The following is a 25,093-nucleotide window of genomic DNA, read 5'->3' on the forward strand; positions in this document are numbered from 1 at the left end:
GGCCCCTATATCCCGCGCATGGCAAACAACAGCGCAAACCCCTACACCCTCGAAATCGAAGCCTGCGAGCGCCCGGCGGGACACTTCACCTGGGCGATCCGCCGAAACGGCAAGCTGTTCCAGCGCGCCGACCGGGTCCAGACCACGGAAGAGGCGGCCGAGCGCAGCGGACTGGCCGCCCTGGAGAAGCTCCTGAGCGGCCGCGAGCGCTGATCCGGTCGGCCGCGACGAGCGGCCCACCGCGCTCCACCTAAAATCCATGACGAACCGCGAAAAGGCTCCCGGGTCCGACCCCCGTGGGGCCTTTTCCGTCGTTGATCGCCTCTCAGGCTCGTCTAATCTCATGAAAAATGGGAGGCGACGCCGTGGCGCGCGAGACGATCCGAGAGACGATCTATGACCGGGACCTCGACAAGAACCCGGCCAATTACCAGCCGCTGACGCCGCTGACCTATCTCGACCGCGCCGCCCGGACCTTTCCGGACAGCATCGCCGTCGTCCACGGCAGCCTGCGGCGCCCCTATGGCGAACTCTACGCGCGCACCCGGCGGCTGGCCTCGGCGCTGGCCGCCCGCGGCATCGGCCGGGGCGACACGGTGGCGGTGCTCCTCGCCAACACGCCCGCGATGATCGAGTGCCACTACGGCGTGCCGATGACGGGGGCGGTGCTCAACACCCTCAACACCCGCCTCGATGCGGAGGCCATCGGCTTCTGCCTCGATCACGGCGAGGCCAAGGTCTTCATCGTCGACCGCGAGTTCTCGAAGCTCGCCCGCGGCGCCCTGGAGAAGGCGGGCGTGACGCCGTTCGTCATCGACTACGACGACCCCGAGTTCACGGGCGAAGGCTCCGCCCTCGGCGAGACGGATTACGAAACATTCCTGGCCTCCGGCGATCCCGACCACGACTGGGCGATGCCCGACGACGAGTGGGACGCGATCTCGCTCAACTACACCTCGGGCACCACGGGCGATCCGAAGGGCGTGGTCTACCACCACCGCGGCGCGGCGCTTCTCGCGCTCGGCAACGTCATCACGGCGGGGATGGGCCAGCACGCGGTCTATCTCTGGACCCTGCCGATGTTCCACTGCAATGGCTGGTGTTTTCCGTGGTCGCTCTCCGTGGTGGCCGGCACCCATGTCTGCCTGCGACAGGTCCGGGCGCCGGCGATGTACGCTGCTCTGGCCGAGCACGGCGTGACGCATCTCTCGGGCGCGCCGATCGTGATGTCGACGCTGCTCAACGCCCCCGACGACCAGAAGCGCCCGCTGCCCCAACGGGTCCACTTCCTCACGGCGGCCGCGCCCCCGCCCGAGGCGGTGCTCGCCGCCATGGGAGAGGCCGGCTTCGACGTGACCCATCTCTACGGGCTGACTGAGACCTACGGCCCGGCGGTGGTCAACGCGTGGCACGAGGAATGGAGCGACCTGCCCTCCGACGAGCGCGCGCGGAAGAAGGCCCGCCAGGGCGTGCGCTACCCCGTGCTGGAGGGCCTCGACGTGCGCGACCCCGAGAGCATGGACTCCCTGCCCGCCGACGGGCAGACCATCGGCGAGGTGATGTTCCGCGGCAACGTGGTGATGCGCGGCTACCTGAAGAACCCGAAATCGACCCGCGAGGCGTTCGAGGGCGGCTGGTTCCGCTCCGGCGATCTCGGGGTGAAACACCCCGACGGCTACATCCAGCTCAAGGACCGCTCGAAGGACATCATCATCTCGGGCGGCGAGAACATCTCCTCGATCGAGGTCGAGGACGCCCTGTTCAAGCACCCGGCGGTCGCGGCCGCCGCCGTGGTGGCCAAGCCCGACGACAAATGGGGCGAGACGCCGTGCGCCTTCGTCGAGCTGAAGGAGGGGCAGGAGGTCTCGGCCGAGGACCTGATCGCGTGGTGCCGCGAGCGGCTGGCCCCCTACAAGCTGCCGCGCCACGTGGTGTTCGGGGAGTTGCCGAAGACCTCGACGGGGAAGGTGCAGAAGTTCGTGCTCAGGGAGAAGGCGCGGGAGGGGTGAGACGGCGCGTCACGCCGGTTGCAGACGTTGCAGGATCGCGCTCACCCGTTCGACCTCCGCCGCGTAGAATGCGGCATACGGCTCGTGACCGGCCGCCTCGAACGTCTCCCAGGCCGTTCGGATCTGATCGAGCGCGGACTGCGCGAGGGCGGGATCGCCGCGACCTTCCGCCAAAGTGGCAAGCGCGCCTCCCTGGTTGCCGAGACTCATCGCCCAGTCGAGGGGCACGCGCTCGCGGGTTCGCTCCTGCAGGGCGGCCCGGTAGGCGTCCACGGCCTGCTGCAGGCGTTCGGTGCCGCTCTCGCGCTGGCCGAGCTTCCAGAGCGCGTTGCCGAGGTTGTTCTGGGTCGCGGCCCAGCCGAGGGGCACGCGCTCGCGGGTGTATTCCTCCAGGGCGGCCCGGTAGGCGTCCGCGGCCTGCTGCAGGCGTTCGGTGCCGCTCTCGCGCTGACCGAGCGTCGAGAGCGCGTTGCCGAGGTTGTTCTGGGTCGCGGCCCAGTCGAGGGGCACGCGCTCGCGGGTGTATTCCTCCAGGGCGGCCCGGTAGGCGTCCACGGCCTGCTGCAGGCGTTCGGTGCCGCTCTCGCGCTGACCGAGCGTCTGGAGCGCGGTGGCGAGGTTGTTCTGGGTCGCGGCCCAGCTGAGGGGCACGCGCTCGCGGGTTCGCTCCTCCAGGGCGGCCCGGTAGGCGTCCACGGCCTGCTGCAGGCGTTCGGTGCCGCTCTCGCGCTGGCCGAGCGTCTGGAGCGCGTTGCCGAGGTTGTTCTGAATCGCGGCCCAGTCGAGAGAATCTGTGGCCCTGTCGGACGATCCGACAAGCGATCGAAACTGCTCGATGGCTTCACGGAGGGCCGTATTGCGGCCGAACTCCTCGCCGAGCATCCGAAGCGCCAGACCCTGCCGGTGCGCATAACCCCGGGCGATCGCCGCGTCCGCCGGAGCGGCGATGCGGCTGGCTTCCGCGTAATGCGCGGCGGCCTCGCGGTAGGCGTCCGGATTGGGGCGCAGCATCGCCGCCGCGGCGCGCTCCGCCCGGCTCTCGGCCGCCGAGAGGCGCTTGCGCCGCGCCAGTTCTTCGAGGTCGTCGAGCCCGGCGAGGTCGCGCGCTTCGGCCGAGGCGAGATGCCCGTCGGCCTCCACGAAGCGGCCGGCCTGCAGCGCGGCGGCGGCGCGCGTGCGCAGGCGCGCCACCTCCGGGTCGTCGTTCGAGAGGCGGTTCAGCCGGTCGGTGAGCGCCTTGAACTCCGCGGCCTTGGCGCGCAGGCGCCGCTCGATCTCCGCCGCGTCGGCGCCCTGCCCTCCCTCGCCCATCTCGGCGAGGATCCCGCGCAGCGCGTCGAGCGGCACGCTCTCCAAGTGGGCGACGCGGCGGAGGACCTCGTCGAGCTTGGCGTCGATGCCCGGCAGCAGGGCGAGGTGGCGCGCCGCGCCCTCGCGCATCAGCGACAGCGCGTCGAGACGCGTAAGGGTCGCCTCGAAGCGCGCGTCGAGCCCCCGGACGGAAGCGAGCGTGGCCTCGCCGAGGTCGCGGGCCAACTTGTCCATGGCGATGTAGAAGGCCTCCCGCGCCTGCGGGTAGCTCTTGGGATCCTTGAGGATTTCCGCGAAGGCGGCGAAGACGAGTTCGCCGAACGCCCGGTTCGGGCCCTGCCCCGGCATCGGCAGCCCCGCCGCCGCAATCCGACCGAACACGGCCGGCACGCTCTCCGGCGGCCAACCGGCCAGCGCCGCCAGCACGCCGGGGAAGGCCGCCGTGACCGCGTCGCCGAGGCCGGGGTCGCGGCCCGGCGCGACGAATTCCGGCACGCCGTTGACGATCGCGTCCACGTGCGCGTCGATGGGCGAGGCGACGGGTTCCCGGCGCCGGTCGAGCGCGAGGTCGCGGGCATCGAGCAGCCGCTCGCGGGCCTCGGTCTCGAAACGCTCGATGTCGGCGGCGGCTCCGCGCCATTCCGGATCCCAGGCCCGCTGGCGCGCCTCGTCGAGAACCTCCAGCGCGGCCTCGATCCACGCGAGCCGCGTCGCCCGCACGAGGTCGTGGTTGGCCGAGATCGACGCGAAGGGATTGGCGTCGCCGAGCCGCGCGAGCCATCGCCGCTTCAGATGATCCGGGCACAGGCCGGCGGCGGCCGAGGGCAGGCCGCCGGTCACCATATCGAGGAGCTTTCCGAGCCAGTCCATCGCCGCCGCCTACGAACGGCTCGATGATACCGCTCGCCAAGGTTGTCGCAAGCGCAGGCTCAAATCCGCATCAAACGATGGCAGTGGGCTTTCTTCGGCATCGCTCTCGAAGTCCTCGATCCGTCCACTTGCTTAGTTTTATCGAAGGTCGGCCTCCGGCCCTCGGCGGCCCCGCTTCCAGCCCGTAGGATAGCCGCCGCCGCTGCCCTTCCGATCCCGCCGACCGCCGCATGCCCCGCACCCTCCTCGCCCTCTCGGCCGCGCTCAGCCTCGTCCTCGCCCTGCCGGCGCGGGCCCAGACCGTGGAGGACGGGTCGGAGGCCGCCATCGGCCAGGAGAACGCGGCGATCGTCCTCGCGCTGATCGCCGAGCGCTTCGCCGCGCTCGATCCGAAGGTCACGACCCTGCGGCGGGCGCAAGGGACAGGGCAAGGAACAGAGGCGTGGATCTGCGGCGCGGTCAACGTGAAGAACCAGGACGGGCTGTATCTCGGCGAGCGCGGCTTCGTGGTCGATGTGGGCCGCCGCTTCTTCGGCCGGGTGCCCGACGGGCCGGAACTGCTCAACCCGCGGGCGGAGGGGTTCGCCGAGAAGGAGCGGATCCGCCAGCTCTTCTTCTCCCTCTGCCTCGACTGACGCCGGGCGGCGGCCTCACCCCACGCCGAGGCGGCGGGCCGCGTCCCTGCGTCCGGCAGGATCGGCGGCACCGGCCCGCAAGACCTGATCCCCCACGGGCCGCCCTTCGACGAGGGACGGTTGCCGACGGCCGCGTTGCGTGACCCGACGTGATCTGTCACGACTCCGGCGATCTGACCGGTCATTCGCAGCATGACCCGCCCGCGCTTGCCTCGTCGCAACATCGATGGCAACGGTGCCGGATTGAGGGTATCGGGATAAAGTTACGAGGCTTCGAATGAAGAAAAACATCATAGTGACGAGCAATTGCCAGACGGGCGGTATTGCAGGTGCACTGACTCAGCTTTTCCCGGAGCATAAGATCTCACCCGTCCATACGACGCAGGCGCGCAACCCGGCCTTCTTCAACAGGAACAACCCGACCGTCGCCGAGGCCGATGTCTGGATTTCGAGCGAGGGCTTTCCGAACATCGATGCGTTGAACGAGGGCGGATGGCGGCCGCAGCTCATCTCCTTCGCATCGATGTCCTTTCGCGGCTTTCATCCGGACTCGACCTATCTCATTCGACGCGGCGGCGGCCCACTCAACGGCAAGAGATTCGAGCCGGCCTACCACTCTCGGATCGTTGCCCTCTGCTACATGCACGGCATTTCACGGGACGAGACGGCGTCGTTCTTCAATCGGGATGTCTTTTCGCGATTGAATTATTTCGATTATTATCGGTCGCAGAAATCGGCGATCGAGCGCGCCTTCATGAAGAGCGAACTCGACTATGCCTCGTTCTTCCCCAAGATTCAGAGGCAGGGCGTCTTCATGTATACGATCAACCATCCGAAAGGGTTCGTCCTCGACCAGATCGCCAGGATCGTGGCCGTCAAGCTGACGGGCCAAAAGTCGTTCCTGCAGGCCGAGCTGAACACGATCGACACGTTGTCCGGCACCTTGTGGCCGATCTATCCTGCCATCGGTGATTACTATGCGGTTCCTTCGAGCTACGTTTGGATTGAAAAAAACAAAGTCAGATTCAATAATCTAGAAGAATTCATCGATTTTCATTACCAGACATACGAGGAGCAGGGACTCACGAAGGAAAACGGCTCCCTGCAAGGCCCGGCCATCACCATCGACGCCCTGCGCGGCAAGTAAGAGCGATCCGATGCATCCCTATCGCGACCTCCCCGACTATTGCTTCTGGTCCCGATCGATGCCGAGCCTGCATCCCGGTCGCATCGATCCGGTCACGAGATCGGATTTCATCACCGCGTCCGACAAGGTCGCGACCATCGGCAGCTGCTTCGCGCAGCACATCAGCCGAAAGATCTCCGAACTCGGCCTGAACTACTACGTCGTCGAGCCCGGGCCGGCCGATGCGAGTCCTGCCGATCGCCTCAAAGAGAATTACGGCGTGTTCTCGGCTCGATACGGCAACGTCTACACCGTCAGGCAGTGCCTTCAGCTGTTCGACCGGGCCTTCGATGCCTTCACGCCGACGGAGGATGCGTGGGAGCATCCCGATGGCGGGTATGTCGATCCCTTCCGGCCTCAGATCAGCCCGTCCCCCTTCGCGACCGTCGAGGATCTGCGCGAGGACCGGGCCCGCCATCTGCGGGCGGTGCGCGACATGTTCACCGGCAGCAACTGGCTCGTCTTCACGCTCGGTTTGACCGAGGCATGGCGGTCGACGCTCGACGGCAGCGTCTATCCGACCGCCCCCGGCGTTGCCGGCGGACGCTTCGATGAGGCGCGGCACGAATTCGTGAATTTCGGGATCGATGACGTGCGCCGGGACCTGCACGCGTTGATCGAGAAGCTCAGAAACATCAATCCGACGGTCAAGATCCTCCTGACCGTATCACCCGTCGCCCTCGCCGCGACGTTCGAGCGTCGCCACGTGCTCACCTCGACGGTGTTGAGTAAATCGATACTGCGCGTCGCCGCCGAGGAGGCGCAGCAGACATTCGAGGACGTGATCTATTTCCCGAGCTTCGAGATCATCACGTCCGCGGCCTCTTGCGGGCGCTACTACGATGACGACTTGAGGCAGGTCAACAGGATCGGCGTCGATCACGTGATGCGCGTCTTCGAGCATCACTTCATACAGTCCGACGCGATACGGCCCGACGAGCGGCGCGACGACGCCCCCTCGCTCGTATCGTTTTCCAACGAACCGAACGACGTCGTCTGCGACGAGGAGGTCATCGAGAAGGCGTTGCAGCGCAGTGGCCTGGGCCGCGTGACGGCGTGACGGGCCTCCCTGCGGCGCGGATCCCGACGCGTCGCAGGCAAGCGTGCAGGAATTCGCGCGCGGATCCGGTCGAGCGGAGCCCGGATGCCAGGGGCCCGAGCGCGGAGCGGCCTCAGCCGACCCCGAGGCGGCGGGCCGCGCCGATGATCGCGGTCATGCGGTAGGGCTTCATCATCAGCACGCTCTCGGCGACCTGGCGCGGCTCCTCGGTGCTGTAGCCGGTCACGTAGATCACCGGCAGGTCGGGCTGCATCGCGCGGGCGCGCTCGGCCAGGTCCCAGCCGTCGAGCTGGCCCGGCAGGCGGATGTCGGTGAACAGGAGGTCGACCTGAGCCTTGCCCTGCAGGAGGTCGTAGGCCTCCTCCGCGGTGCCGGCGCGCAGCACGTCGAACCCGGCGTCCTCGAACTCCATCGACACGGCGCTGAGCAGCATCTCCTCGTCCTCGACGACGAGCACGGTCCGCTTGTCGGACATCCTTCTTTCGCTCCCTGGCCTCTCGTCTTCGTGCACCCCGCCGCCGGACAGGTCTAGAGCATCGGCCCGAAAGGTGGATACCGGCTTTCGGGAAAAGCCGATGCGGCCCGGGAGCCCGGAGAATCGCTCCTGATTCCGTGTCCGGGGCGATTTCCTAGAGGGCCGTCCTGGATAGGGTAGCCAGGACGGCCCTCTAAGCTTTTGTGCCGCATCGGCATTTTTCCGAAAGCCGGTTCCCGGCTTTCGGGCCGATGCTCTACCCCGCGACCGCGAAGCCCGGTCCGAAATCGAGGCCCGAGGGCGCGGCGGGCTCGGCGACGGCGGCGGCCGGCGCGGACCGGGGCGCGGCGGGGAAGGACAGGCGCACCGTCGTGCCCCGCTCCCGCCCCGACGCGCGCCCCGCCAGGATGGCGGCGGACCCGCCCGATTGCTCGGCGAAGCCGAGCACCTGGGACAGGCCGAGCCCGGTGCCCTGGCCGAGCGGCTTGGTCGTGAAGAACGGCTCGAAGGCCCGCGCCGCCACCTCCGGCGGCATGCCGGCGCCGGTATCCGACACCTCGACGCAGACACCCTCTCCCGCGCCCTCTCCTGCCCCCGCCCCCCCGTCCAGCGGGCGGGTGCGGATGGTGAGCGTGCCGCCCTCCGGCATCATCGCGTCGCGGGCGTTCACCGCGAGGTTGAGGATCGCGTTCTCGAGTTGGTTCGGATCGATGTCGAGCGGGGCCAGTCCCGGCGCGAAGTCGGTCACCAGCCGGATCTTGGCGCCGATGGTGCCGCGCAGGAGTTCGGCGAACGAGCCGATCCGGGCGTTCACGTCGGTGCTCACCGGCGAGAGCGGGTGCTTGCGCGCGAACGCCAGCAGCTTGTGCGTCACGGAGGCCGCCCGCTCCGCGCCCTGCATGGCGTCGCGCAGGGGGGCGAGCAGCCGGCTGTCGCCGGGCAGGCCGCGCTCGACCCGGTCGAGATTGACCAGCACCACGCTGAGCAGGTTGTTGAAGTCGTGGGCGACGCCCCCCGTGAGCTGGCCGACCGCCTCCATCTTCTGCGACTGGCGCAGCAGCGCCTCGGCGCGCTGGCGCTCGTCGTTGGCCTGCTTGAGCGCCGCCAGCGCTTGGTCGCGCTCCCTGATGCGGGCGCGCAGCGCCTCGTTGGCCCGGCGCAGCTGCGTCGGCGAGGGCAGGCTGAGCGCGCGCGGCATCAGGTGCCACAGGGCGAGCGCCGTGCCGATGGAGGCCGCGGCGGTGACGATCTTGACCATCGCCTCCAGCCCGTAATCCGGCACGTAGAGCGTCCAGATCGCCATCAGGTGGGTGGCGCCGCAGGCGGTGATGAACACCGCGAAGGACCAGAACACCCAGCCGAACACCACGTCGCGGCGGCGGGAGACGAAGGTGGCCAGCGCGATCGGGATCGAGAAATAGGCGAGGGCGATCAGCGTGTCGGTGACGATGTGGGTCCAGATCAGCTCCGGCCGCCACAAGAGGCAGATGCCGTGGGGCGAGAGGTTCTCGACCTCCCACAGACGCCGCAGACCGTCGAGCATCGATCCCCCTCCCCCGGCCGGAACCGCGCAGACCATTGGTGCCGCGCCCGGGAGCCCTTGGCAATCCCGCAGAGATCCCACGACGGTCCGGGCCCGTCCCCCCTCAGGGCGCCGGCTTGACGCGATCGTCCCGACTTTTTTGGGGCCGTGCGGCCGCCGGAGGCCGTCGCCCCGAACGGCGCGAGGATCCGGGCGGGACGCGCCTTTCCGTCCGCGATTAAGGGTTGCTTAACCATACCGGCCCCACACCGGACGGGAATCGAGGGTCAAGCGCGGTGTCGGCGCATCGGGCGATCACGCAGGAGCCACCAACCGGGGACGCCGTCCAGCCGGCGCCCGCAGGCACGCCGGCTCACACGCCGCTCCGCCGCCTCGGCCTCGGCACCCTGCTCGCGGCCACCGCCCGGCACCATCCCGACCGGATCGCGGTGATCGATCCCGCCGACAAGCCGGCCTGGAGCGGACGGCCCGCCATCACTTGGACCTACGCGGCCGCCGCCGAGATTGTCGAGCGCCTCGCCCGTGGCCTGCGCGGCTGGCGCCTGCCCGCGGGCAGCCGCATCGGCCTGTGCCTGCCGGGCTCGGCCGAGAGCGTGCTGGCGATCCTGGCGGTGGAGGCGGCGGGCCACGTCGCCGTGATGCTGCCGGTCTCCTGGGACGAGGAGCGCCTTCTCGCCGCCGCGCAGAACGTGGGGCTCGCCGCCGTGCTCACCCAGGCGCGCCTCGGGGCCGCGGCCCCGGCCGAGCGGCTCTGCACGGTGGCGATGCGCTATTTCGGCCTGCGCTACCTCGCGGCCTTCGGCCCCGACGTGCCGGACGGCGTGATCAACCTCGACCGCTTCGTGCTCGACGGTCCGGCCGGGCCCGCCCCGAACCATCCGCCCGCGCCGGCGGGCGTCGTCAGCTTCGCGGGCGGCGATCCCGACCGGCCGGTCTTCCGCGGGGGCGAGGCGCTGGTCGCGGCGGCCGCCGCTCATCTCGTCGCCGCCCGCGTGGCGCCGGGCGAGCGCATCCTCAGCCTGATCGGCCCGCACGACCTGCGCGGCCTCGCCACCGGGCTCGCCGCGGCGATCGTCGCCGGCGCCACCCTCGAAGTGCTGCCGCTGTTCGACGGGGCCGCCTTCGCGGCGGCTCTACGCCGCGCCGGCCCGACCCACCTCGTCGCCCCGGCCTTCCTGGAAAAGAACCTCGCCGGCCGCGAGCTGCCGCCGGACCTGCGCTCGGCCACCTTCGTGCACCGGGCACCCGCGCGCCTGCCCGCCCGCAACCGGGCGCCGGGCGGTCACCAGGCCCTGCGCCTCGAAACGGTGATCGACGCGGTCGCCTTCGACGAGACCGCGCTGGTCTCGGGCCGGCGCGGCGGTCCCGGCGACGTCTCGGTCGTGCTCGGCCGGCCCGAGCGGCTCGCCCTGCCCGCGGGCCTGATGGAGATCCGCCACGAGGCGGACGGGCGACTCGCCTTCCGCGGTCAGGCCTGCGCCTCCGCGGCACTGCAGCGGGGCGCGCCCCGCACCGCAGATCCGGGGGCGTGGCGCGCGTCCCCCTACGCCACGATCCTGTTCGCGGGGCTGGCCACCGGAATCGACGTGGCGGCGCTCCGGGTGGAGGCCGATCCACCGGAATCGGTTTTTTTCGCGCCCGCGTGAAGGCCGCCGGCCGGGCGGCACGGCCCGATGCGGGGCGTCGGCACGGCGGCCGGAAAACCCGTTCGCATGCAGGCATTTGCCGGGTTATCCTGGCGGCCCCTCGACCGCGCCGGCCGATGGTGCGGCGCAGTTCATCGCCGTTTCATCCCGCGGCGCCCATGCTTCCCCCGTCTCCATGGTCGGCGAACCAATCGTGACCGTGTGGGTTATCGTCGGTGCCCCTTCACACGGGGTGCCACATGGGATAACGCTGAAGCTTATGGGTGCGCTGCAACAAGTGCTTGTCGTCGACGATGGCCGCCGCGCCGTCGACCGCTCTCTCGCCGCCGACCTCGCGGGGCTCGGCTACGCGAGCGTCACCGCCTCGATCGAGGCCGCCGACGACGTGCTGGCCGTGATCGCCCGCCCCGCCGCCATCCTGCTCCAGCTCTCCGGCCGCGCCAGCCCGGAGATCGCCGCGCTGGCCGCGCGCCTGCGCGAACGGATGCGCGCCGGCGGCATCCCGGTGATCGACATGGACGATGCGGGGCCCCGCCCCGGCGCGCCGGTCGATCTCAAGAGCCGGATCGGCCCCTACGTGCTCAACGAGCCGGAGCTTTAACGGCGTTTCATTGCGGGACGGTGACGGGCGGGCCGAAAGGTCCGCCTTTTTCGTGCCGGCTTGCCCGTCAGGGCGCGAGACTGATCTCGCTCTCGCGCACCGCCCGCTCGGCCATGCCGGAGCGCATGCGGTAGGACGGCTCGCCGGTGGTGTCGTCGGGCATCAGGCGGACGATCTCGCCGACCTCGCCGAAGCCGAGGCGCGTATCGGTCTGGTGGGTGGGCGTGCGGCGGACGCGCTGGCCGATCTTGAACTTGTGGGACATCGGATCCTCCGAAAGGGGTCGTGGGGACGAGCGTCCGCGGGCCGGCTTGCGACCCGCGGGACGAGAGCCGCTCAGCGCCGCAGCTTGATCTTGGCCTTGCGGGCGGCGTAGCGGGCGTCGCGCTCTTCCTTCTGCTTGGCCTGGGCGAGGCGGGCGCGCTCGGCCGCGGCCTCGATCTCGGCGGCCTTGCGCTCGGCCTCGGCGGCGCGTTCGGCGGCGGCCAGCGCTTCGACGCGCTCGGCTTCCAGGCGCCGCTGGGTCTCGCGCTCCAGGGCACGCTCCTCGCGGGCGGCGGCGATGGCGCGGCGCTCCTCCTGGCGGGCCAGCACGGCCGGATCGTCACCGGTGGGGCGGGCGCGGAAGCGGGCCAGCATCGCCTCGCGGGCGGAGGCCGAAGTCTGGCGACGGTCGTCGAACGAGTTCTGCTTGGTGAAGCTCACGTAAGATCCTTGGTCGGGCCGGGCTCGGGGTGGGCCGCGGCACAAATGCGAGAAGCCGCCCCGGTCGGAGCGGCTTCGAATGTCAAGCGTTCGGCGCGCGGATCACGCGACCTGAAGCTGGCCCGCCGACTGCTTGCCGGAGCGGCGATCCGTCTCCATCACGTAGGAGACCTTCTGGCCCTCGGCGAGGCCGCGCAGGCCGGCGCGCTCGACGGCGGAGATGTGGACGAACACGTCCTTCGAGCCGTCCTCGGGCTGGATGAAGCCGAAGCCCTTCTGATCGTTGAACCACTTGACGGTGCCGGTCTGCATGTAAGTTCCTTGTTCTCCGCAGGGTACGTGTCGAGAGCCTCCGCGCCACTTGGCGCCGAGCCCATACAGATCATCGATGACGAAGGAAAAAGAGAACCGCCCTGCGGAGGCGTCACGGCCCAGAGAATCCGGCCTCGTATCGATGACGCGGACCATGCGCCCCAAATGAAAATTTAGCAAGGCAGGATTTTTATTGGGCGATTTTTGAGGATGATCATCGTCAGCGGCATGGGGAGGCCGTGAGGAAGCGGGCTGTATCGTCGGGTGCGACTTTGCACACGGTGCGCACGCGCGGCGCGCGACCTTTCACAGGCTCGACCGAGGCCGTGCGCTCAAGCGGCGGCACGCGCGACGAGGCGGAGGGCGGCACTCGGGACGGTCGCCAGCGCACTGACCGGCTCGGCGAACTCGACCACGCAGGCCACGCCGTCCCGGTAGACGCTGAGCACGACGCCCTCGCTGCCCGCCGGCATCGTCGCGCCGTCATCGGTCGCGATATCGGCCGTCAGCATCACGCGGTCGAGTTCGCGGAACGTGTCGAGCGGCGCGGCCTGACGGAAATGGTAGAATGCTTCGCGCGTCATGCGAGTCCTCCTCCCGGCGGCAAAGGCCTCAACGTACCGTGCGGCCCGGCGCTGACGAGGCGCCGGGATGCCGGACGAAGCCGCCTCACGCCGCCTTCTTCTTCCCCCGCCCGGCGATCGTCACCAGCCCGCGCAGGATCTGCGTCGTCACCTTCAGGCGCTCGGGGATGGTGTCGAGTTCGCGGATGAAGACCACGCTCATGTCGGGGCGGACTTTTGCGAAGGAGCCCTGTTCCACCACCATGGCGGCCAGCCCCTGCGGGTTGGCGAAGGACTTTTCGCGGAAGTGGACGACGACGCCCTTCGGGCCGGCTTCCACCTTCTCGACGTTGGCGTCGCGGCACAGGATCTTGATCGTCACGATCTTGAGGAGCTGTTCCACCTCCGGCGGCAGCGGGCCGAAGCGGTCGATCAGCTCGGCGCCGAAGCTCTCCATTTCGGCGTCGTTCTCGAGGGTCGAGAGGCGGCGGTAGAGGCCGAGCCGCACGGTGAGATCCTCGACGTAGTCCTCGGGGATGGTGACGGGGGCGCCCAGCGCGATGGTGGGCGACCACGCCTCCGCTTCCGGCTCGGTGATGCCGGCTTTGAGCGCGGTGACGGCGTCCTCCAGCATCTGCTGGTAGAGTTCGTAGCCCACCTCCTTGATGTGGCCGGACTGGGCGTCGCCGAGCAGATTGCCGGCGCCGCGGATGTCGAGGTCGTGCGAGGCCAGCTGGAAGCCGGCGCCGAGCGTGTCGAGGCTCTGGAGCACCTTGAGGCGCTGCTCGGCCTGGGCGGTGAGCTGGCGGTTGGGAGGCGTCGTGAACAGGGCGTAGGCCCGCGCCTTGGAGCGGCCGACGCGGCCCCGGAGCTGGTAGAGCGCGGCGAGCCCGAACATGTCGGCGCGGTGGACGATCAGCGTGTTGGCGGTCGGGATGTCGAGGCCGGATTCGACGATTGTGGTCGAGAGCAGCACGTCGTACTTGCCCTCGTAGAACGCCGTCATGACGTCCTCCAACTGCCCCGCCGCCATCTGGCCGTGGGCGACCGCCACCGTGGTCTCGGGCATCTCCTGATCGAGGAATTTTTTGACTTCTGCGAGGTCTTCGATCCGGGGAACGACGTAGAACGACTGGCCGCCGCGGTAGCGCTCGCGCAGCAGCGCCTCGCGGATCAGCAGCGGATCGAACGGGGTGACGAAGGTGCGCACCGCCAAGCGGTCCATCGGCGGCGTGGCGATGATCGAGAGTTCGCGCACCCCCGTCATGGCGAGCTGCAGCGTGCGCGGGATCGGGGTGGCCGAAAGCGTCAGCACGTGGACGTCGGCCTGGAGCGCCTTGAGCCGCTCCTTGTGGGCGACGCCGAAATGCTGCTCCTCGTCGACGATGATCAGGCCGAGATCCTTGAACGCGACGTTCTTGGCGAGCAGCGCGTGGGTGCCCACCACGATGTCGACCGTGCCCTCGGCGAGCCCCGCCCGGTTCTGGCGCTGATCGCCGGCCGAGACGAAGCGCGAGAGCTGAGCGATGTGGATCGGCAGCCCTTTGAAGCGCTCCACGAAGGTCCGGTAATGCTGGCGCGCCAGAAGCGTGGTCGGCACCACCACGGCGACCTGCTTGCCGGAGATGGCGGCGGCGAAGGCCGCGCGCAGCGCCACCTCGGTCTTGCCGAAGCCGACATCGCCGCAGACGAGGCGATCCATCGGCCGGCCGGCATTGAGGTCGTCCAGCACCGCGTCGATGGCGTTGGCCTGGTCCTCGGTCTCCTGGAAGGCGAAGCGGGCGGCGAATTCCTCGTACATCCCCTCCGGCGCCTTGAGCGAGGGGGCGGGCTTCACGAAGCGGGCGGCGGCGACCTTGATGAGTTCGGCCGCCATCTCGAGGATGCGGCGCTTCATCTTGGCCTTGCGGGCCTGCCACGCCCCGCCGCCGAGGCGGTCGAGCGCCACCTCCGAATCCTCCGAGCCGTAGCGGGTCAGGAGTTCGATGTTCTCCACCGGCAGCAGCAGCAGGCCGCCGGTATATTGCAGCTCCAGGCAATCGTGCGGGGCGCCGGCCGCCGTCACGGTTTTGAGGCCGACGAAGCGGCCGATGCCGTGATCGGAATGCACCACGAGGTCGCCGGGCTGGAGCGCCTGGACTTCGAGGATGATGTCCTGGGGCCGCTTCGACTTGCGCTTCTGACGCACCAGCCGGTCGCCGAGGATGTCGCCCTCGGCGATGACGGCGAGCCGGTCGATGGTGAAGCCGGATTCCAGGCCCCAGACCGCCATCGCCACGTCGGTGCCGCGCTTGAGCGCGTTGACGGCGGTGAGCGTGTTGATCTCCATCGGCTTCTTGAGGCCGTGGTCGGAGAGCACGCCGCAGAGCCGGTCGCGCGAGCCGTCGGACCAGGAGCCCAGGATCACGTGATGCCCGGATCCTTGCAGATCGCGGATGTGGGCGACCGCGGCGTCGAACACGCTGGCGGCTTCATCCGCCCGCTCGGGGGCGAAGTTGCGGCCGGGCTTGGCGCCGCAATCGATCACCGCGCGCTCATCCGAGTCGGGCTGGGCGAACGGGGTCAGGCGCGCGACCGCGGCGGCCTCGACCTTGGCCTTCCACTCGTTCGGCGTGAGGTAGAGCGCGCGCGGCGGCAGCGGCTTGTAGGGCGCGACCCCGGATTGCGGGGTCTTCAGCGCGCTCTCGCGGGCCAAAAAGTAGTCCTGGATCAGCGAGAGGCGCTCGGTCGCCGCCTCCTCCACCTGCGCGTCGAACACCATCGGCACGTCGCCGAGATAGTCGAACACCGTGTCGAGATGCTCGTAGAACAGCGGCATCCAGTGCTCGAGGCCGGCATAGCGGCGGCCCTCGCTGACGGTCTCGTAGAGCCGGTCGTCGCGGGTCGCGGCGCCGAAGCTCGTCAGATAGCCTTGTCGGAAGCGCCGGATCGTCTCGGTGGTGAGCTGCACCTCGCTCATCGGCACGAGGTCGAGGGAGCGGAGCGAGCCCACGGTGCGCTGCGTCTCGGGATCGAACGCGCGGATGGATTCGAGGGTATCGCCGAAGAAGTCGAGGCGGATCGGGTTCGGCAGGCCGGGCGGCGAGAGATCGAGGATGCCGCCGCGCACGGCATACTCGCCCGTGTCCCGCACGGTGCCGGTGCGCAAGAACCCGTTGGCCTCGACCCAGGCCACGACCTTGTCCATCGGCACCACGTTGCCGATCGCGGCCGAGAACGTCTCGACGGCGACCTTGGCGCGGGGCGGCACGCGCTGCACCAGGGCGTTGACCGTGGTGCAGAGGATGCGGGGCTTCTCCTCCGACGAGCGCGAGCGGGTGAGCCGCGAGAGCGCGGTCATGCGCTGGGCCGCGATGGCGCCGTTCGGCGAGACGCGGTCGTAGGGCTGGCAGTCCCAGGCCGGGAAGCTCATCGCCTCGATCTCGGGGGCGACGAACTTGAGCGCGGTCTGGAATGCGTTGGAGCGGCCGGAATCGCGGGCGACATGCACCAGCACCGCCGGGCCCTCGAACGCGCCCGACAGCGCGCGGGCGAGGTCGGCGACGACGAGCGCGTCGAACCCGTCGGGCACCGAGGCCAGCGTTGGGCTGTCGCCGCGCTTCAACGCGTCGAGCGCCTTGGTCAGCGGCGCCGATTTCGGCAGGGCGAAGCGCGCGGTCTGCGGCTTCGGCGGAGAGGCCGGGGGTTTGGGCTGGGGCTTGGCCATCGGATCGTTGGTTTCTTGAAGCGAGCGCTCGACGTCACGTCCCTCCCCCCTCTGCGGGGGAGGGTGGCCCTCGCGTCAGCGAGGGTCGGGAGAGGGGAACGCCGTTTGCCGGATGGTGCGGAGCCGGCCCCTCTCCCGCCCGCTCCGCGGGCACCCTCCCCCGCAGAGGGGGGAGGGTTATTGACCCGCGCGTATCAGGAAGCAGACCGCGTCAGCAATGTTCAGTTATGGATCGGCGCGTCGTGCCGATGGAACGACTTGAGCCGGCGGTAGACCGGGGTGTCGTAGTTCTCCGGCGTCGCGTCCTCGCCGGTGAGCCAGCGGAACAGGTCGCGGTCCGGCACCTCGATCAGCGCCTCGAACTGCGTCAACTCCTCCTCCGACAGGTCGCCGATCTCGGCATCGGCGAAGCGGCCCATGATCAGGTCCATCTCGCGGATGCCCCGGTGCCACGCCCGGAACAGGGTGCGGCGGCGGCGCGGGTCGAGGTCGGCGCTGGAGCGGGTGGTGCCGGACATCGCAAAAAATCCCTCCGAGATGGCTCTCGTGGTGACGACAGGCATGTAGAGGGGCATCGGCCCAGGGGCAAACAGCTTCGGGCAAACGGTGCGCGCCCGATGCCATCTGCGCGGATGCGAAGAAACGCGGTATCGTGGCGCCCGCGGCCCGGTCGAAGAACCTCGCTCCCACCCGTGCCCTCATCCTGAGGTGCCGACGCGGCAGCGGCGGCCTCGAAGGAGGGCTCCAGATCGCTCGGCGGATTCTGGAGCCCTCCTTCGAGGCCGCTTCGCGGCACCTCAGGATGAGGGGGGTGGGTGGGAGGGCCCGTCGCTCCGACTCTCGCGCCATAAAGGCTCATGATCCCCGACACCGAACAGGCCCTCGCCTCCGATCCGGGCCCCGCCCCGCCCCCGCGGGACGAGGCCCCGTCGCTGCGCCCGAGCATCCTCGATCCGCTCTTCGCCCCCGCCCGCGGCCTGCCGGGCGTGGGGCCGAAGATCGCGCCGCTGATCGAAAAGCTGCTCGGCTCGGAGGAGCGCCCGGCCCGCGTGGCCGACCTGCTGTTCCACCTGCCCCAGAGCGGGGTCGCCCGGCCGCTTTGCGGCTCGATCCGCGACGCGCCGACCGGCGAGCCGGTGACGCTTGGCGTCACCGTGGTGGCCCACCGCCCGCCGGGTCTGGGCAAGCGCGCGTTCCGGGTGCTGGTCGAGGACGGGACCGGCGACATCAGCCTCGTGTTCTTCGGTATGCCCAAGGGCCGCATCGAGAAGATGCTGCCGCTCGGGAGCCACCGCTACGTCTCCGGCCGGATCGACCTGTGGGACGGCTATCGGCAGATGGTCCACCCCACCCGCATCCTCGACGAGGCCGGGCTCGCGAGCCTGCCCGCGGTCGAGCCGATCTACGGCGCGACCGAGGGCCTGACCTCGCGGGTCATCAGCCGAATCGTCCACGGTGCGCTGGAGCGGCTCCCCGTTCTGCCCGAGTGGCAGGACCCGGCTTTCTTGGCGCAGAACCGCTTCCCGGCCTTCGCCGAGGCGCTCAGGATCGAGCACCGCCCGGAGGAGGCGCCCCCGCCGCCCCGCGAGGGCGAGGCCCCGCCGCCGAGCCCGGCCCGGCGCCGGCTCGCCTACGACGAGCTGCTGGCTTCGCAACTGGCGCTCGCCCTGCTGCGCGCCCGCCAGCGGCGCAAGCCCGGCCGGGTCAACGCCGGCGACGGGCATCTGAAGGCGCGGATCGAAGCCGCCCTGCCCTTCGCTCTCACCGGAGCACAGGCCCGCGCGGTCGAGGAAATCCGCGCCGACCTAGCCTCCGACCGGCGCATGCTGCGCCTGCTTCAGGGCGATGTCGGCTCGGGCAAGACCGCCGTCGCGCTGCTCGCCATGGCGTCCGCCGTCGAGGCCGGGCGGCAGGCCGCGCTGATGGCCCCGACCGAGATTCTGGCGCGCCAGCACTACGAGCGCCTCGCCCCGCTCACGGAGGGCCTGCGCCTTCGCCTGCTGACGGGCCGCGACAAGGCCTCCGAGCGCCGGGCGACGCTGGCCGATCTGGCGTCCGGCAACATCGACATCGTGGTCGGCACCCACGCGCTGTTCCAGGAGGCGGTGGCGTTCCGCGATCTCGGGCTCGCGGTGGTGGACGAGCAGCACCGCTTCGGCGTGCACCAGCGCCTCGCGCTGGGCGCCAAGGGCGAGGCGGTCGACATCCTGGTGATGACCGCCACCCCGATCCCGCGCACGCTGGCGCTGACCTTCTTCGGCGACATGGACGTCTCGGTGCTCGACGAGAAGCCGGCAGGCCGCCAGCCGATCAAGACCATCACCATCCCGAACGAGCGCATCGGCGACGTGGTGGACGGGCTGCATCGCGCCTTGGCCGCGGGCGACCGGGTCTACTGGATCTGCCCGCTGGTGGCGGAGTCCGAGTTCGTGGACCTCGCCGCGGCGGAAGAGCGGTTCGAGGACCTGAAGAAGCATTTCGGCGACGGGGTCGGCCTGATCCACGGCAAGATGCCGGGGCCGGACAAGGACGCCGCGATGGAGGCGTTTTCCGCCGGCCGCACCCGCGTGCTGGTCTCCACCACCGTGGTCGAGGTCGGCGTGGACGTGCCCGAGGCCACCATCATGGTGATCGAGCATGCCGAGCGCTTCGGTCTGGCCCAGCTCCATCAGCTCCGCGGCCGGGTGGGGCGCGGCTCCAAGGCCTCGTCCTGCCTGCTGCTCTACCGTGGGCCGCTCGGTCAGGTCGCCAAGGCGCGCCTCGAGATGATGCGGGCGAGCGAGGACGGGTTCCGCATCGCCGAGGAGGATCTGCGCTTGCGCGGCGAGGGCGAGGTACTCGGCACCCGCCAGTCCGGCATGGCGGCCTTCCGCCTCGCACGCCTTGAGAGCGACGGGGACCTGCTGGAGGCCGCCCGCGACGACGCCCGCCTGATCGTCGAGCGCGACCCGCGGCTCCGGAGCGAGCGCGGCCGGGCCCTGCGGGTGCTGCTCTACCTGTTCGAGCGCGAGGCCGCGATCCGGCTGATCGGGGCGGGTTGAGTCGCTGCCGGACCGCGAATCCGTTCAGCTTCGTTCAGGAACCCCGCGAAGCTGAACGGCTCATTCAGGAAAGCGGAAGCGGCCGGAAGGGACAGCAGAATGTCGCAGTGGCGACGCAAGCCATCGAATTTTTGAAAACGAAATCAGTCACTTATCAGCGTTGGCGGAGAGCCTGGATGAGTAGGGCGGCAGGTGGTAAATTGGGAATTACCTTGTATCTGCCCCAATTGCCGCTTAACTGGAGATGAACGAACGGCCTCGTAGACCGGGGTGCCACTGGAAAAAAGGAGGATCGCCATGTCGATCGCACCGTTCCAACGCCTGCCGGGTTCCTCCGAGAATTGGGGAGCCGACGCGCTGTCCGCCGAGCCGTGGCTGATGCCGATCAGTGATCGCGTGAGCCGCGACGAGGATACGACCGACGCCCTCTTGAGCGCCGTGAAGCAGTCCTCGCGCCGGTTCTGGATCGCCGCCAACGCGCTCTGCGCCGTGCTGGCCCTGCTGCTGACCGCCCAGGTCGCGACCGACTGGAACAGCCCGGTCGCCCGCCCGGCGATCAGCAATCAGGTCGCCGACGCCACGCCGCCGACCATCGCGGCCGAGAAGGCCTCGCTGCAGCACTGATTTTTTCTCGACTCGGCGATCTTTCCGATCAGCCATCCTGGCGCGCCGGCTCCCGGCGCGCCTTTTCCATGTCCGGGCCGCCTTGCGTCTGGCGTAAGGTGGCCGCCATGGCGTTGAGGCGGGCCTGCGGGTCCTCCGGCTGGATCACGCCCGCCGACATCACGAGCTTGGCCGCATCGTCCACGCTGATGCCGACTTCCACGATCCCGGAGCGCGGCAGGTAGAAGAAGAACCCCGTGGTGGGGTTCGGGGCGCAGGGCAGGAACACGCCGACATAGTCGTGCGCCCCGCCTTCCTTGGCCTGGAGCGCGTCCCGCACCTCGGTCGCGGCGGGGGCGGAGAGGAACACCACCGACCACGTGCCCTTCACCGGGAACTCGACGAGCCCCACGGTGCGGAACGAGGTGCCGTTGGCCGAGAACAGGGTCTCGAAGATCTGGCGCAGGCCCTTGTAGAGCCCGGAGATGACGGGCGTGCGGGCGAGCAGCACCTCGCCGAACTCGATGACCGAGCGCCCGACGAGGTTGGCGGTGAGGAAGCCCAGCATCGTCACGGCGACGAAGGCGATGACGAGGCCGATGCCGGGGAGCGAGAACGGCAGGTAATGGTCCGGCAGGTAATTGGCCGGCACCAGCGGCTTCACCCAGCCGTCGATGAGGGCGATGAACCACCACGTGATGTAGATCGTGATCGCGAGCGGCCCCGCGACGATAATGCCGGTGAGGAAGTAGGTCCGCAGGCGCCCGCGGGCGCTGACGCGCTTCTTCGAGGGCGCGGAATCCGGGGCCTCGGGGATCGGCGACAGGGTGGGCGCCACGCATGCACCTCGGGCGACGGAGCCGGGACGGCCGGCATTTCCGCCGTGTCCGGGCAGAGACGTAGCCGCTGGAACCGGGCGGCTCAAGGCTGAAACGCTCCGCTCCCGCCGCACTCCCGCCTCGATCCGGCGCGGAACTTGCGAGCCGGCTGCGGAGGCTTTTCATGATTGTCGCGACGCGCGCCCGGACGGTTCTGGCCGTCCTCTCGATCTCTGCGGCCCTGTGCGGGCCGGCCGGCGCCGACGAGGCCGATGCCGGGGACGCCGTCACCGGCCGCGCCGCGGTGATCGAGGGCGACACCCTGCGGCTGCGCGGGCAGGTGGTGGGGCTCTACGGCATCGTCGCGCCGGCCCCCGGCGCCGCCTGCGAGAGCGCGCGGGGCGCATCGATCCGTTGCGGCGCCGCGGCGGCGCGGGCCCTGGCCGAGCGGATCGGCGAGGGGAGCCTCGCCTGCGAGCCGCGCGGGCGCGACCGGTTCGACCGCCTGCTGGCGGTCTGCCGGAAGGAGGGGGAGGATCTCGGCGCCTGGATGGTCGAGAGCGGCCACGCGGTCGCCGACCGCTTCCACGTCCGCGACTATGTCGCCCACGAGGCCCGCGCCTGGAGCCGCCGCCGCGGCCTCTGGGCCGGCGTCTTCGCCGACCCGACCGAGCGCGGCCGGGTGCCCTACTCCGCCAAGCGGGTCAGCGCGCTCGATCCCTGAGGCATCGTCTCCATCCCGGCGAGCGCATCGATCTCGCCGCGGATGAAGGCCGCCTCCGCCGCGGTGCCGGCGAGTCCGATCGCCCGGGTCAGGCTCGCCCGCGCCTCCTCGGTTCGCCCCAGCGCCTTCAGGAAGGCGCCGCGCGCGCCGTGGAAGTAGAAGTAGCCGGAAAGCGCCGAGGCCAGCGGCTCGATCAGGGCAAGCGCCGGCTCGGGTCCACGCGTCTTGAACACCGCGACCGCGCGGTTGAGCGTCACCACCGGCAAGGGCTGCATCCGCTCCAGGGCTGCGTAGAGATGGTCGATCTGCGCCCAGTCGGTCTCGGCCGCGGTGGCGGCGCGGGCGTGGAGCGCGGCGACCGCCGCCTGGATCTGGTAGGGCCCGGCCCGGTTGTGGCGCATCGCCTTGTCGAGGAGCGCCAGCCCCTCGCCGATCATCGCCCGGTCCCACTGCGCCCGGTCCTGATTCTCCAGGAGGATGGCCGCGCCGTGGGCGTCGAACCGGGCCGGGCTCCTCGCGTGCTGCAAGAGCATCAGGGCGCAAAGCCCTGAGATCTCGGGCTCGGCCGGGAACAGCCGCAGCAGGAGGCGCACCAGCCGGATCGCCTCGTCGCAGAGCGGGGCGCGGGCATCCGCCTCCGGGAAGCCCGCGGAATAGCCCTCGTTGAACAGGAGGTAGAGCATGCTGGCGACCGCCGCGAGCCGGGCCGCGCGCTCGGGCCGGCCCGGCGCCTCGAACGGCACCGAGCCCTGCGCCACCCGGGCCTTGGCGCGGGTGATGCGCTGCTCCATCGCCGCCTCGCCGACGAGGAAGGCGCGGGCGATGCGCGCGGTCGGCACGCCCGCGACGATCCGCAGGGCCAGCGCGATCTGGCCGGTGCGCGGCAGGTCGGGATGGCAGCAGACGAACAGGAGCCGCAGGATGTCGTCGCGGTAATGCGCGGCGTCGAGCCGCTCGGCGAGATCGGCCTCCGCGTCCTCGCCGTCGGAGAGTTCCGCCTCGTCCGGCAGGGCCTCGTGGCGGCTGCGGCGGCGCAGGGAATCGACCCCGGCATTGCGTCCGACCAGAATCAGCCATGCGGCCCGGTCGCGCGGCGGACCGTTGCGCGGCCAGTGCGCCAGCGCCCGCAGGCAGGCCTCCTGGAACGCCTCCTCGGCGAGGTCGAGGTCGCGGAAGTAGCGCAGCAGGGCCGCGAGCGCGGTGGGCCGGGCCGCGACCAGCGCCTGCTCGATCCAGTCGAGACCGCTCATGTCGCCGTAGCTCCCGCATGGAAATGGCCGACCGGGCGCAGCTCGTAGGAGCCGCCGGGATTGGCCACGCCCAGCTCGCGGGCGATGGCGAGGGCCTCGTCGAGCCCCGCCACCTCGACGAGGTAGAAGCCGAGCAACTGCTCCTTGGTCTCGGCGAAGGGCCCGTCGAGGACGAGCGGCGGCTCGACCGACTTGCGCAGCGTCGTGGCGGCGGTGGTCGGCATCAGCCGGGCGACGGGGCCGAGCTTGCCTTGCGCGGCGAGTCGCTCCTGCACGGCGCCGAGGCGGGCCATCACCGCCGCGTCCTGCTCGCGGCTCCAGCCGCAGACGGCGGCCTCGTCGTGGTAGCAGAGGATCGCGTAGAGCATCGGCTGGCCTTTCCGGTCCCGAGGACGCGCGAGGGTAGCCGGGGCCGACACCGAGTCGCAAAATCGATGGCGCGCGAGGCGACTTGAACGGCCGGGCCCGGCGCATACCTCGGCCGTAGGGCCCGAGAGGCCCGGTTCACGGAGGATCACGCCATGCACGTCACCATCGAGCAGGCCGAGAAGGCGATCGAGGCGGCCCGCGCCAAGGCGGTGGAGCTCGGCACGCAGATGTGCATCGCCGTGGTCGATTCCGGCGGCAACCTCAAGGCGTTCCACCGCATGGACGGCGCCTGGGTCGGCTCCATCGACATCGCGCAGAAGAAGGCCAGGACCGCGGTGTTCTTCGGCATGAAGACCGGCGCCATCGGCGGGCTGTCGCAGCCCGGCGGCTCGCTCTACGGCATCGAGCACTCGAACGACGGCCTCATCACCTTCCCCGGCGGCATCCCGATCGTCGATGCCGACGGCGAGATGTCCGGCGCCATCGGGGTCAGCGGCTCCTCGGTGGAGAACGACGACGCGGTGGCGCTCGCGGGGGCCCAGGTCGTCGGCGACACCGAGCTGCCCGACCATCCCTGGCGGACCTGATCTCCGCCGCGGCGGGCCGCCTCCGGGGTGATCGGGCGCGCTCGGGCGAGCCCGATCACTGTCCGAAAAACGCTTCGAGCGCGGCCAGCGTCGCCTGCGGCGCCTCCTCGGCGAGGAAGTGGCCGCTGTCGATCGAGATCCCTTCCGCCTTCGGGGCGAAGGTGCGCCGCCACGCGTCGATCGCGGCCTCGGGCTTGTCCTTGTCGAGGTAGTGCCGGCTCGCCAGCACGAGGACCGGCATCGTCAGGGTGCGGCCGTCCGCGAGGTCGGCCCGGTCGGCGGCGCGGTCGGGCCCGTCGGGGCCGCCCGCGCGGTAATCCTCGCAGAATGCGTGGATGCGCTCGGGCACCGTCCAGGCCTCGCGGTAGAGCGCGAGCGCCCGGGGATCGAAGGCGGAGAGGTCCCCCGCCGCGCTCCACCGGCGCAGCAGATCCTCGAAATAGGCGTCCGGGTCGCGGCCGATCTCGCGCTCCGGCTCCGGCGCGGGCCGCGCCTGGGACGGCCAATGCGCGTTCATCCCCGGATGCGCCTCGATCCGCTCCCACTGGACCTGGGTCGGGACGATGTCGAGCAGCGCGAGGCGCTCGACCCGGCCCGGCGCGTCGAGCGCCAGCCGGTAGGCGACCCGCCCGCCGCGGTCGTGCCCGGCCAGCCGGAAGCGGACATGGCCGAGCCGCTCCATCACGGCGACGATCTCGGCCGCGACCCGCCGCTTGGCGTAGGCCGCGCCGTCCTCCGAATCCGGGGCCGCCGACCAGCCGTAGCCCTTGAGGTCGAGGGCGATCACCCGGTGCGTCCGCGCGAGCGCGGGCGCCAGCCGGTGCCACATCGCGTGGCTCTGGGGGAAGCCGTGCAGGAGCAGGAGCGGCGGCGCCTCCTCCGGGCCGCCCGCGCGGGCGAACCAGCGCCCGGCCGGCCCCTCGATCCAGAGCGGCGCGAAGCCCGGAAACAGATCGTCGCCATCCGCCATCGGCCCAACCTCGCTCGACGTTCCGCCTGTGCCCGAAGTCGGTGACAACGGCGGCGGCTCGCGTTGGCTCCCGCACCGGCCGATCGAGCGCCCCCCGGTCCCGCTGAGA

General features: G+C 70.5%; 24 protein-coding genes. 11 read left to right on the forward strand and 13 right to left on the reverse strand.

The annotated features are described in order from the left end of the window. Nucleotides 1-18: 18 nt before the first annotated feature. Complete coding sequence (locus HNR00_RS20840) at nt 19-213, forward strand: hypothetical protein (RefSeq protein WP_003599068.1); 195 nt, start codon at nt 19-21, stop codon at nt 211-213. 152 nt (nt 214-365) lie between these two features. After that, nucleotides 366-2,009 (forward strand): acyl-CoA synthetase, encoded by a 1,644-nt coding sequence (locus HNR00_RS20845; RefSeq protein WP_312886091.1) that lies wholly within the window; start codon nt 366-368, stop codon nt 2,007-2,009. A 9-nt stretch (nt 2,010-2,018) separates the two neighbouring features. Here the strand turns inward: HNR00_RS20845 and HNR00_RS20850 are convergent, their stop codons facing one another. Beyond that, nucleotides 2,019-4,190, reverse strand: a complete 2,172-nt coding sequence (locus HNR00_RS20850) for a tetratricopeptide repeat protein (RefSeq protein WP_246390867.1) — start codon at nt 4,188-4,190, stop codon at nt 2,019-2,021. 230 nt (nt 4,191-4,420) lie between these two features. Here HNR00_RS20850 and HNR00_RS20855 point away from each other — a divergent pair, with 230 nt between their 5' ends. The 3 genes from HNR00_RS20855 to HNR00_RS20865 all read left to right on the forward strand — a co-directional run bounded on the left by HNR00_RS20855 (nt 4,421) and on the right by HNR00_RS20865 (nt 7,071). Continuing rightward, nucleotides 4,421-4,825, forward strand: a complete 405-nt coding sequence (locus HNR00_RS20855; RefSeq protein ID WP_183572649.1) for a hypothetical protein — start codon at nt 4,421-4,423, stop codon at nt 4,823-4,825. A 277-nt stretch (nt 4,826-5,102) separates the two neighbouring features. Continuing rightward, entirely contained in the window at nt 5,103-5,972 is an 870-nt protein-coding gene (locus HNR00_RS20860; RefSeq protein ID WP_183572651.1) for a WcbI family polysaccharide biosynthesis putative acetyltransferase, read from the forward strand. Between the two features lie 10 nt (nt 5,973-5,982). Next, on the forward strand, nt 5,983-7,071 hold the full coding sequence (locus tag HNR00_RS20865) for a GSCFA domain-containing protein (RefSeq protein WP_183572653.1): 1,089 nt from the start codon (nt 5,983-5,985) through the stop codon (nt 7,069-7,071). 112 nt (nt 7,072-7,183) lie between these two features. Here HNR00_RS20865 and HNR00_RS20870 read toward each other — a convergent pair whose 3' ends face one another. Further along, the gene (locus HNR00_RS20870; protein WP_183572654.1) at nt 7,184-7,546 is read right to left on the reverse strand and encodes a response regulator; all 363 of its coding nucleotides are present in this window, start codon (nt 7,544-7,546) and stop codon (nt 7,184-7,186) included. 256 nt (nt 7,547-7,802) lie between these two features. Then, nucleotides 7,803-9,089 (reverse strand): ATP-binding protein, encoded by a 1,287-nt coding sequence (locus tag HNR00_RS20875; protein WP_183572655.1) that lies wholly within the window; start codon nt 9,087-9,089, stop codon nt 7,803-7,805. Nucleotides 9,090-9,364: 275 nt separating this feature from the next. Here HNR00_RS20875 and HNR00_RS20880 point away from each other — a divergent pair, with 275 nt between their 5' ends. Then, nucleotides 9,365-10,735: an AMP-binding protein gene (locus tag HNR00_RS20880; RefSeq protein WP_376770402.1), complete on the forward strand. Its 1,371-nt coding sequence runs from the start codon at nt 9,365-9,367 to the stop codon at nt 10,733-10,735. 259 nt (nt 10,736-10,994) lie between these two features. Next, the gene (locus tag HNR00_RS20885) at nt 10,995-11,336 is read left to right on the forward strand and encodes a hypothetical protein (protein ID WP_183572656.1); all 342 of its coding nucleotides are present in this window, start codon (nt 10,995-10,997) and stop codon (nt 11,334-11,336) included. A 67-nt stretch (nt 11,337-11,403) separates the two neighbouring features. On the opposite strand, the gene HNR00_RS20890 is transcribed toward HNR00_RS20885, so the two are convergent. The 6 genes from HNR00_RS20890 to HNR00_RS20915 form a co-directional block, all read right to left on the reverse strand. Beyond that, nucleotides 11,404-11,601: a hypothetical protein gene (locus HNR00_RS20890; protein WP_183572657.1), complete on the reverse strand. Its 198-nt coding sequence runs from the start codon at nt 11,599-11,601 to the stop codon at nt 11,404-11,406. Between the two features lie 71 nt (nt 11,602-11,672). Next, nucleotides 11,673-12,041 carry a DUF6481 family protein gene (locus HNR00_RS20895; protein WP_183572658.1) on the reverse strand — a complete coding sequence of 123 codons (369 nt, stop codon included), beginning with the start codon at nt 12,039-12,041 and terminating at the stop codon, nt 11,673-11,675. 102 nt (nt 12,042-12,143) lie between these two features. Next, on the reverse strand, nt 12,144-12,353 hold the full coding sequence (locus tag HNR00_RS20900; RefSeq protein ID WP_183572659.1) for a cold-shock protein: 210 nt from the start codon (nt 12,351-12,353) through the stop codon (nt 12,144-12,146). A 332-nt stretch (nt 12,354-12,685) separates the two neighbouring features. After that, entirely contained in the window at nt 12,686-12,937 is a 252-nt protein-coding gene (locus HNR00_RS20905; RefSeq protein WP_183572661.1) for a DUF4926 domain-containing protein, read from the reverse strand. Nucleotides 12,938-13,022: 85 nt separating this feature from the next. Beyond that, nucleotides 13,023-16,622, reverse strand: a complete 3,600-nt coding sequence (mfd, locus tag HNR00_RS20910; RefSeq protein ID WP_183572663.1) for a transcription-repair coupling factor — start codon at nt 16,620-16,622, stop codon at nt 13,023-13,025. Between the two features lie 221 nt (nt 16,623-16,843). Next, the gene (locus HNR00_RS20915; protein ID WP_183572665.1) at nt 16,844-17,140 is read right to left on the reverse strand and encodes an FAD assembly factor SdhE; all 297 of its coding nucleotides are present in this window, start codon (nt 17,138-17,140) and stop codon (nt 16,844-16,846) included. Between the two features lie 339 nt (nt 17,141-17,479). On the opposite strand from HNR00_RS20915, the gene recG reads away from it, so the two are divergent. Further along, nucleotides 17,480-19,663 (forward strand): ATP-dependent DNA helicase RecG, encoded by a 2,184-nt coding sequence (gene recG, locus HNR00_RS20920; RefSeq protein ID WP_183572666.1) that lies wholly within the window; start codon nt 17,480-17,482, stop codon nt 19,661-19,663. Between the two features lie 297 nt (nt 19,664-19,960). Next, nucleotides 19,961-20,287: a hypothetical protein gene (locus HNR00_RS20925; protein WP_183572668.1), complete on the forward strand. Its 327-nt coding sequence runs from the start codon at nt 19,961-19,963 to the stop codon at nt 20,285-20,287. 28 nt (nt 20,288-20,315) lie between these two features. On the opposite strand, the gene HNR00_RS20930 is transcribed toward HNR00_RS20925, so the two are convergent. Then, the gene (locus HNR00_RS20930) at nt 20,316-21,104 is read right to left on the reverse strand and encodes a DUF502 domain-containing protein (RefSeq protein ID WP_183572670.1); all 789 of its coding nucleotides are present in this window, start codon (nt 21,102-21,104) and stop codon (nt 20,316-20,318) included. A gap of 164 nt (nt 21,105-21,268) precedes the next feature. On the opposite strand from HNR00_RS20930, the gene HNR00_RS20935 reads away from it, so the two are divergent. Beyond that, nucleotides 21,269-21,808, forward strand: a complete 540-nt coding sequence (locus HNR00_RS20935; RefSeq protein WP_183572672.1) for a thermonuclease family protein — start codon at nt 21,269-21,271, stop codon at nt 21,806-21,808. Here HNR00_RS20935 and HNR00_RS20940 read toward each other — a convergent pair. Further along, on the reverse strand, nt 21,772-23,058 hold the full coding sequence (locus HNR00_RS20940; protein WP_183572674.1) for an RNA polymerase sigma factor: 1,287 nt from the start codon (nt 23,056-23,058) through the stop codon (nt 21,772-21,774). The genes HNR00_RS20935 and HNR00_RS20940 overlap by 37 nt on opposite strands. Further along, nucleotides 23,055-23,426 (reverse strand): YciI family protein, encoded by a 372-nt coding sequence (locus HNR00_RS20945; protein ID WP_183572676.1) that lies wholly within the window; start codon nt 23,424-23,426, stop codon nt 23,055-23,057. The genes HNR00_RS20940 and HNR00_RS20945 overlap by 4 nt, the downstream gene beginning before the upstream one ends. A 153-nt stretch (nt 23,427-23,579) precedes the next feature. Between HNR00_RS20945 and HNR00_RS20950 the strand changes: the two genes are divergently transcribed. After that, on the forward strand, nt 23,580-24,014 hold the full coding sequence (locus tag HNR00_RS20950) for a GlcG/HbpS family heme-binding protein (RefSeq protein ID WP_183572678.1): 435 nt from the start codon (nt 23,580-23,582) through the stop codon (nt 24,012-24,014). Nucleotides 24,015-24,069: 55 nt separating this feature from the next. On the opposite strand, the gene HNR00_RS20955 is transcribed toward HNR00_RS20950, so the two are convergent. Continuing rightward, nucleotides 24,070-24,984, reverse strand: a complete 915-nt coding sequence (locus HNR00_RS20955; RefSeq protein ID WP_183572680.1) for an alpha/beta fold hydrolase — start codon at nt 24,982-24,984, stop codon at nt 24,070-24,072. Nucleotides 24,985-25,093: the final 109 nt, after the last annotated feature.

It is taken from the genome of Methylorubrum rhodinum, from assembly GCF_014199935.1.
Taxonomy (GTDB): Bacteria; Pseudomonadota; Alphaproteobacteria; order Rhizobiales; family Beijerinckiaceae; genus Methylobacterium; species Methylobacterium rhodinum.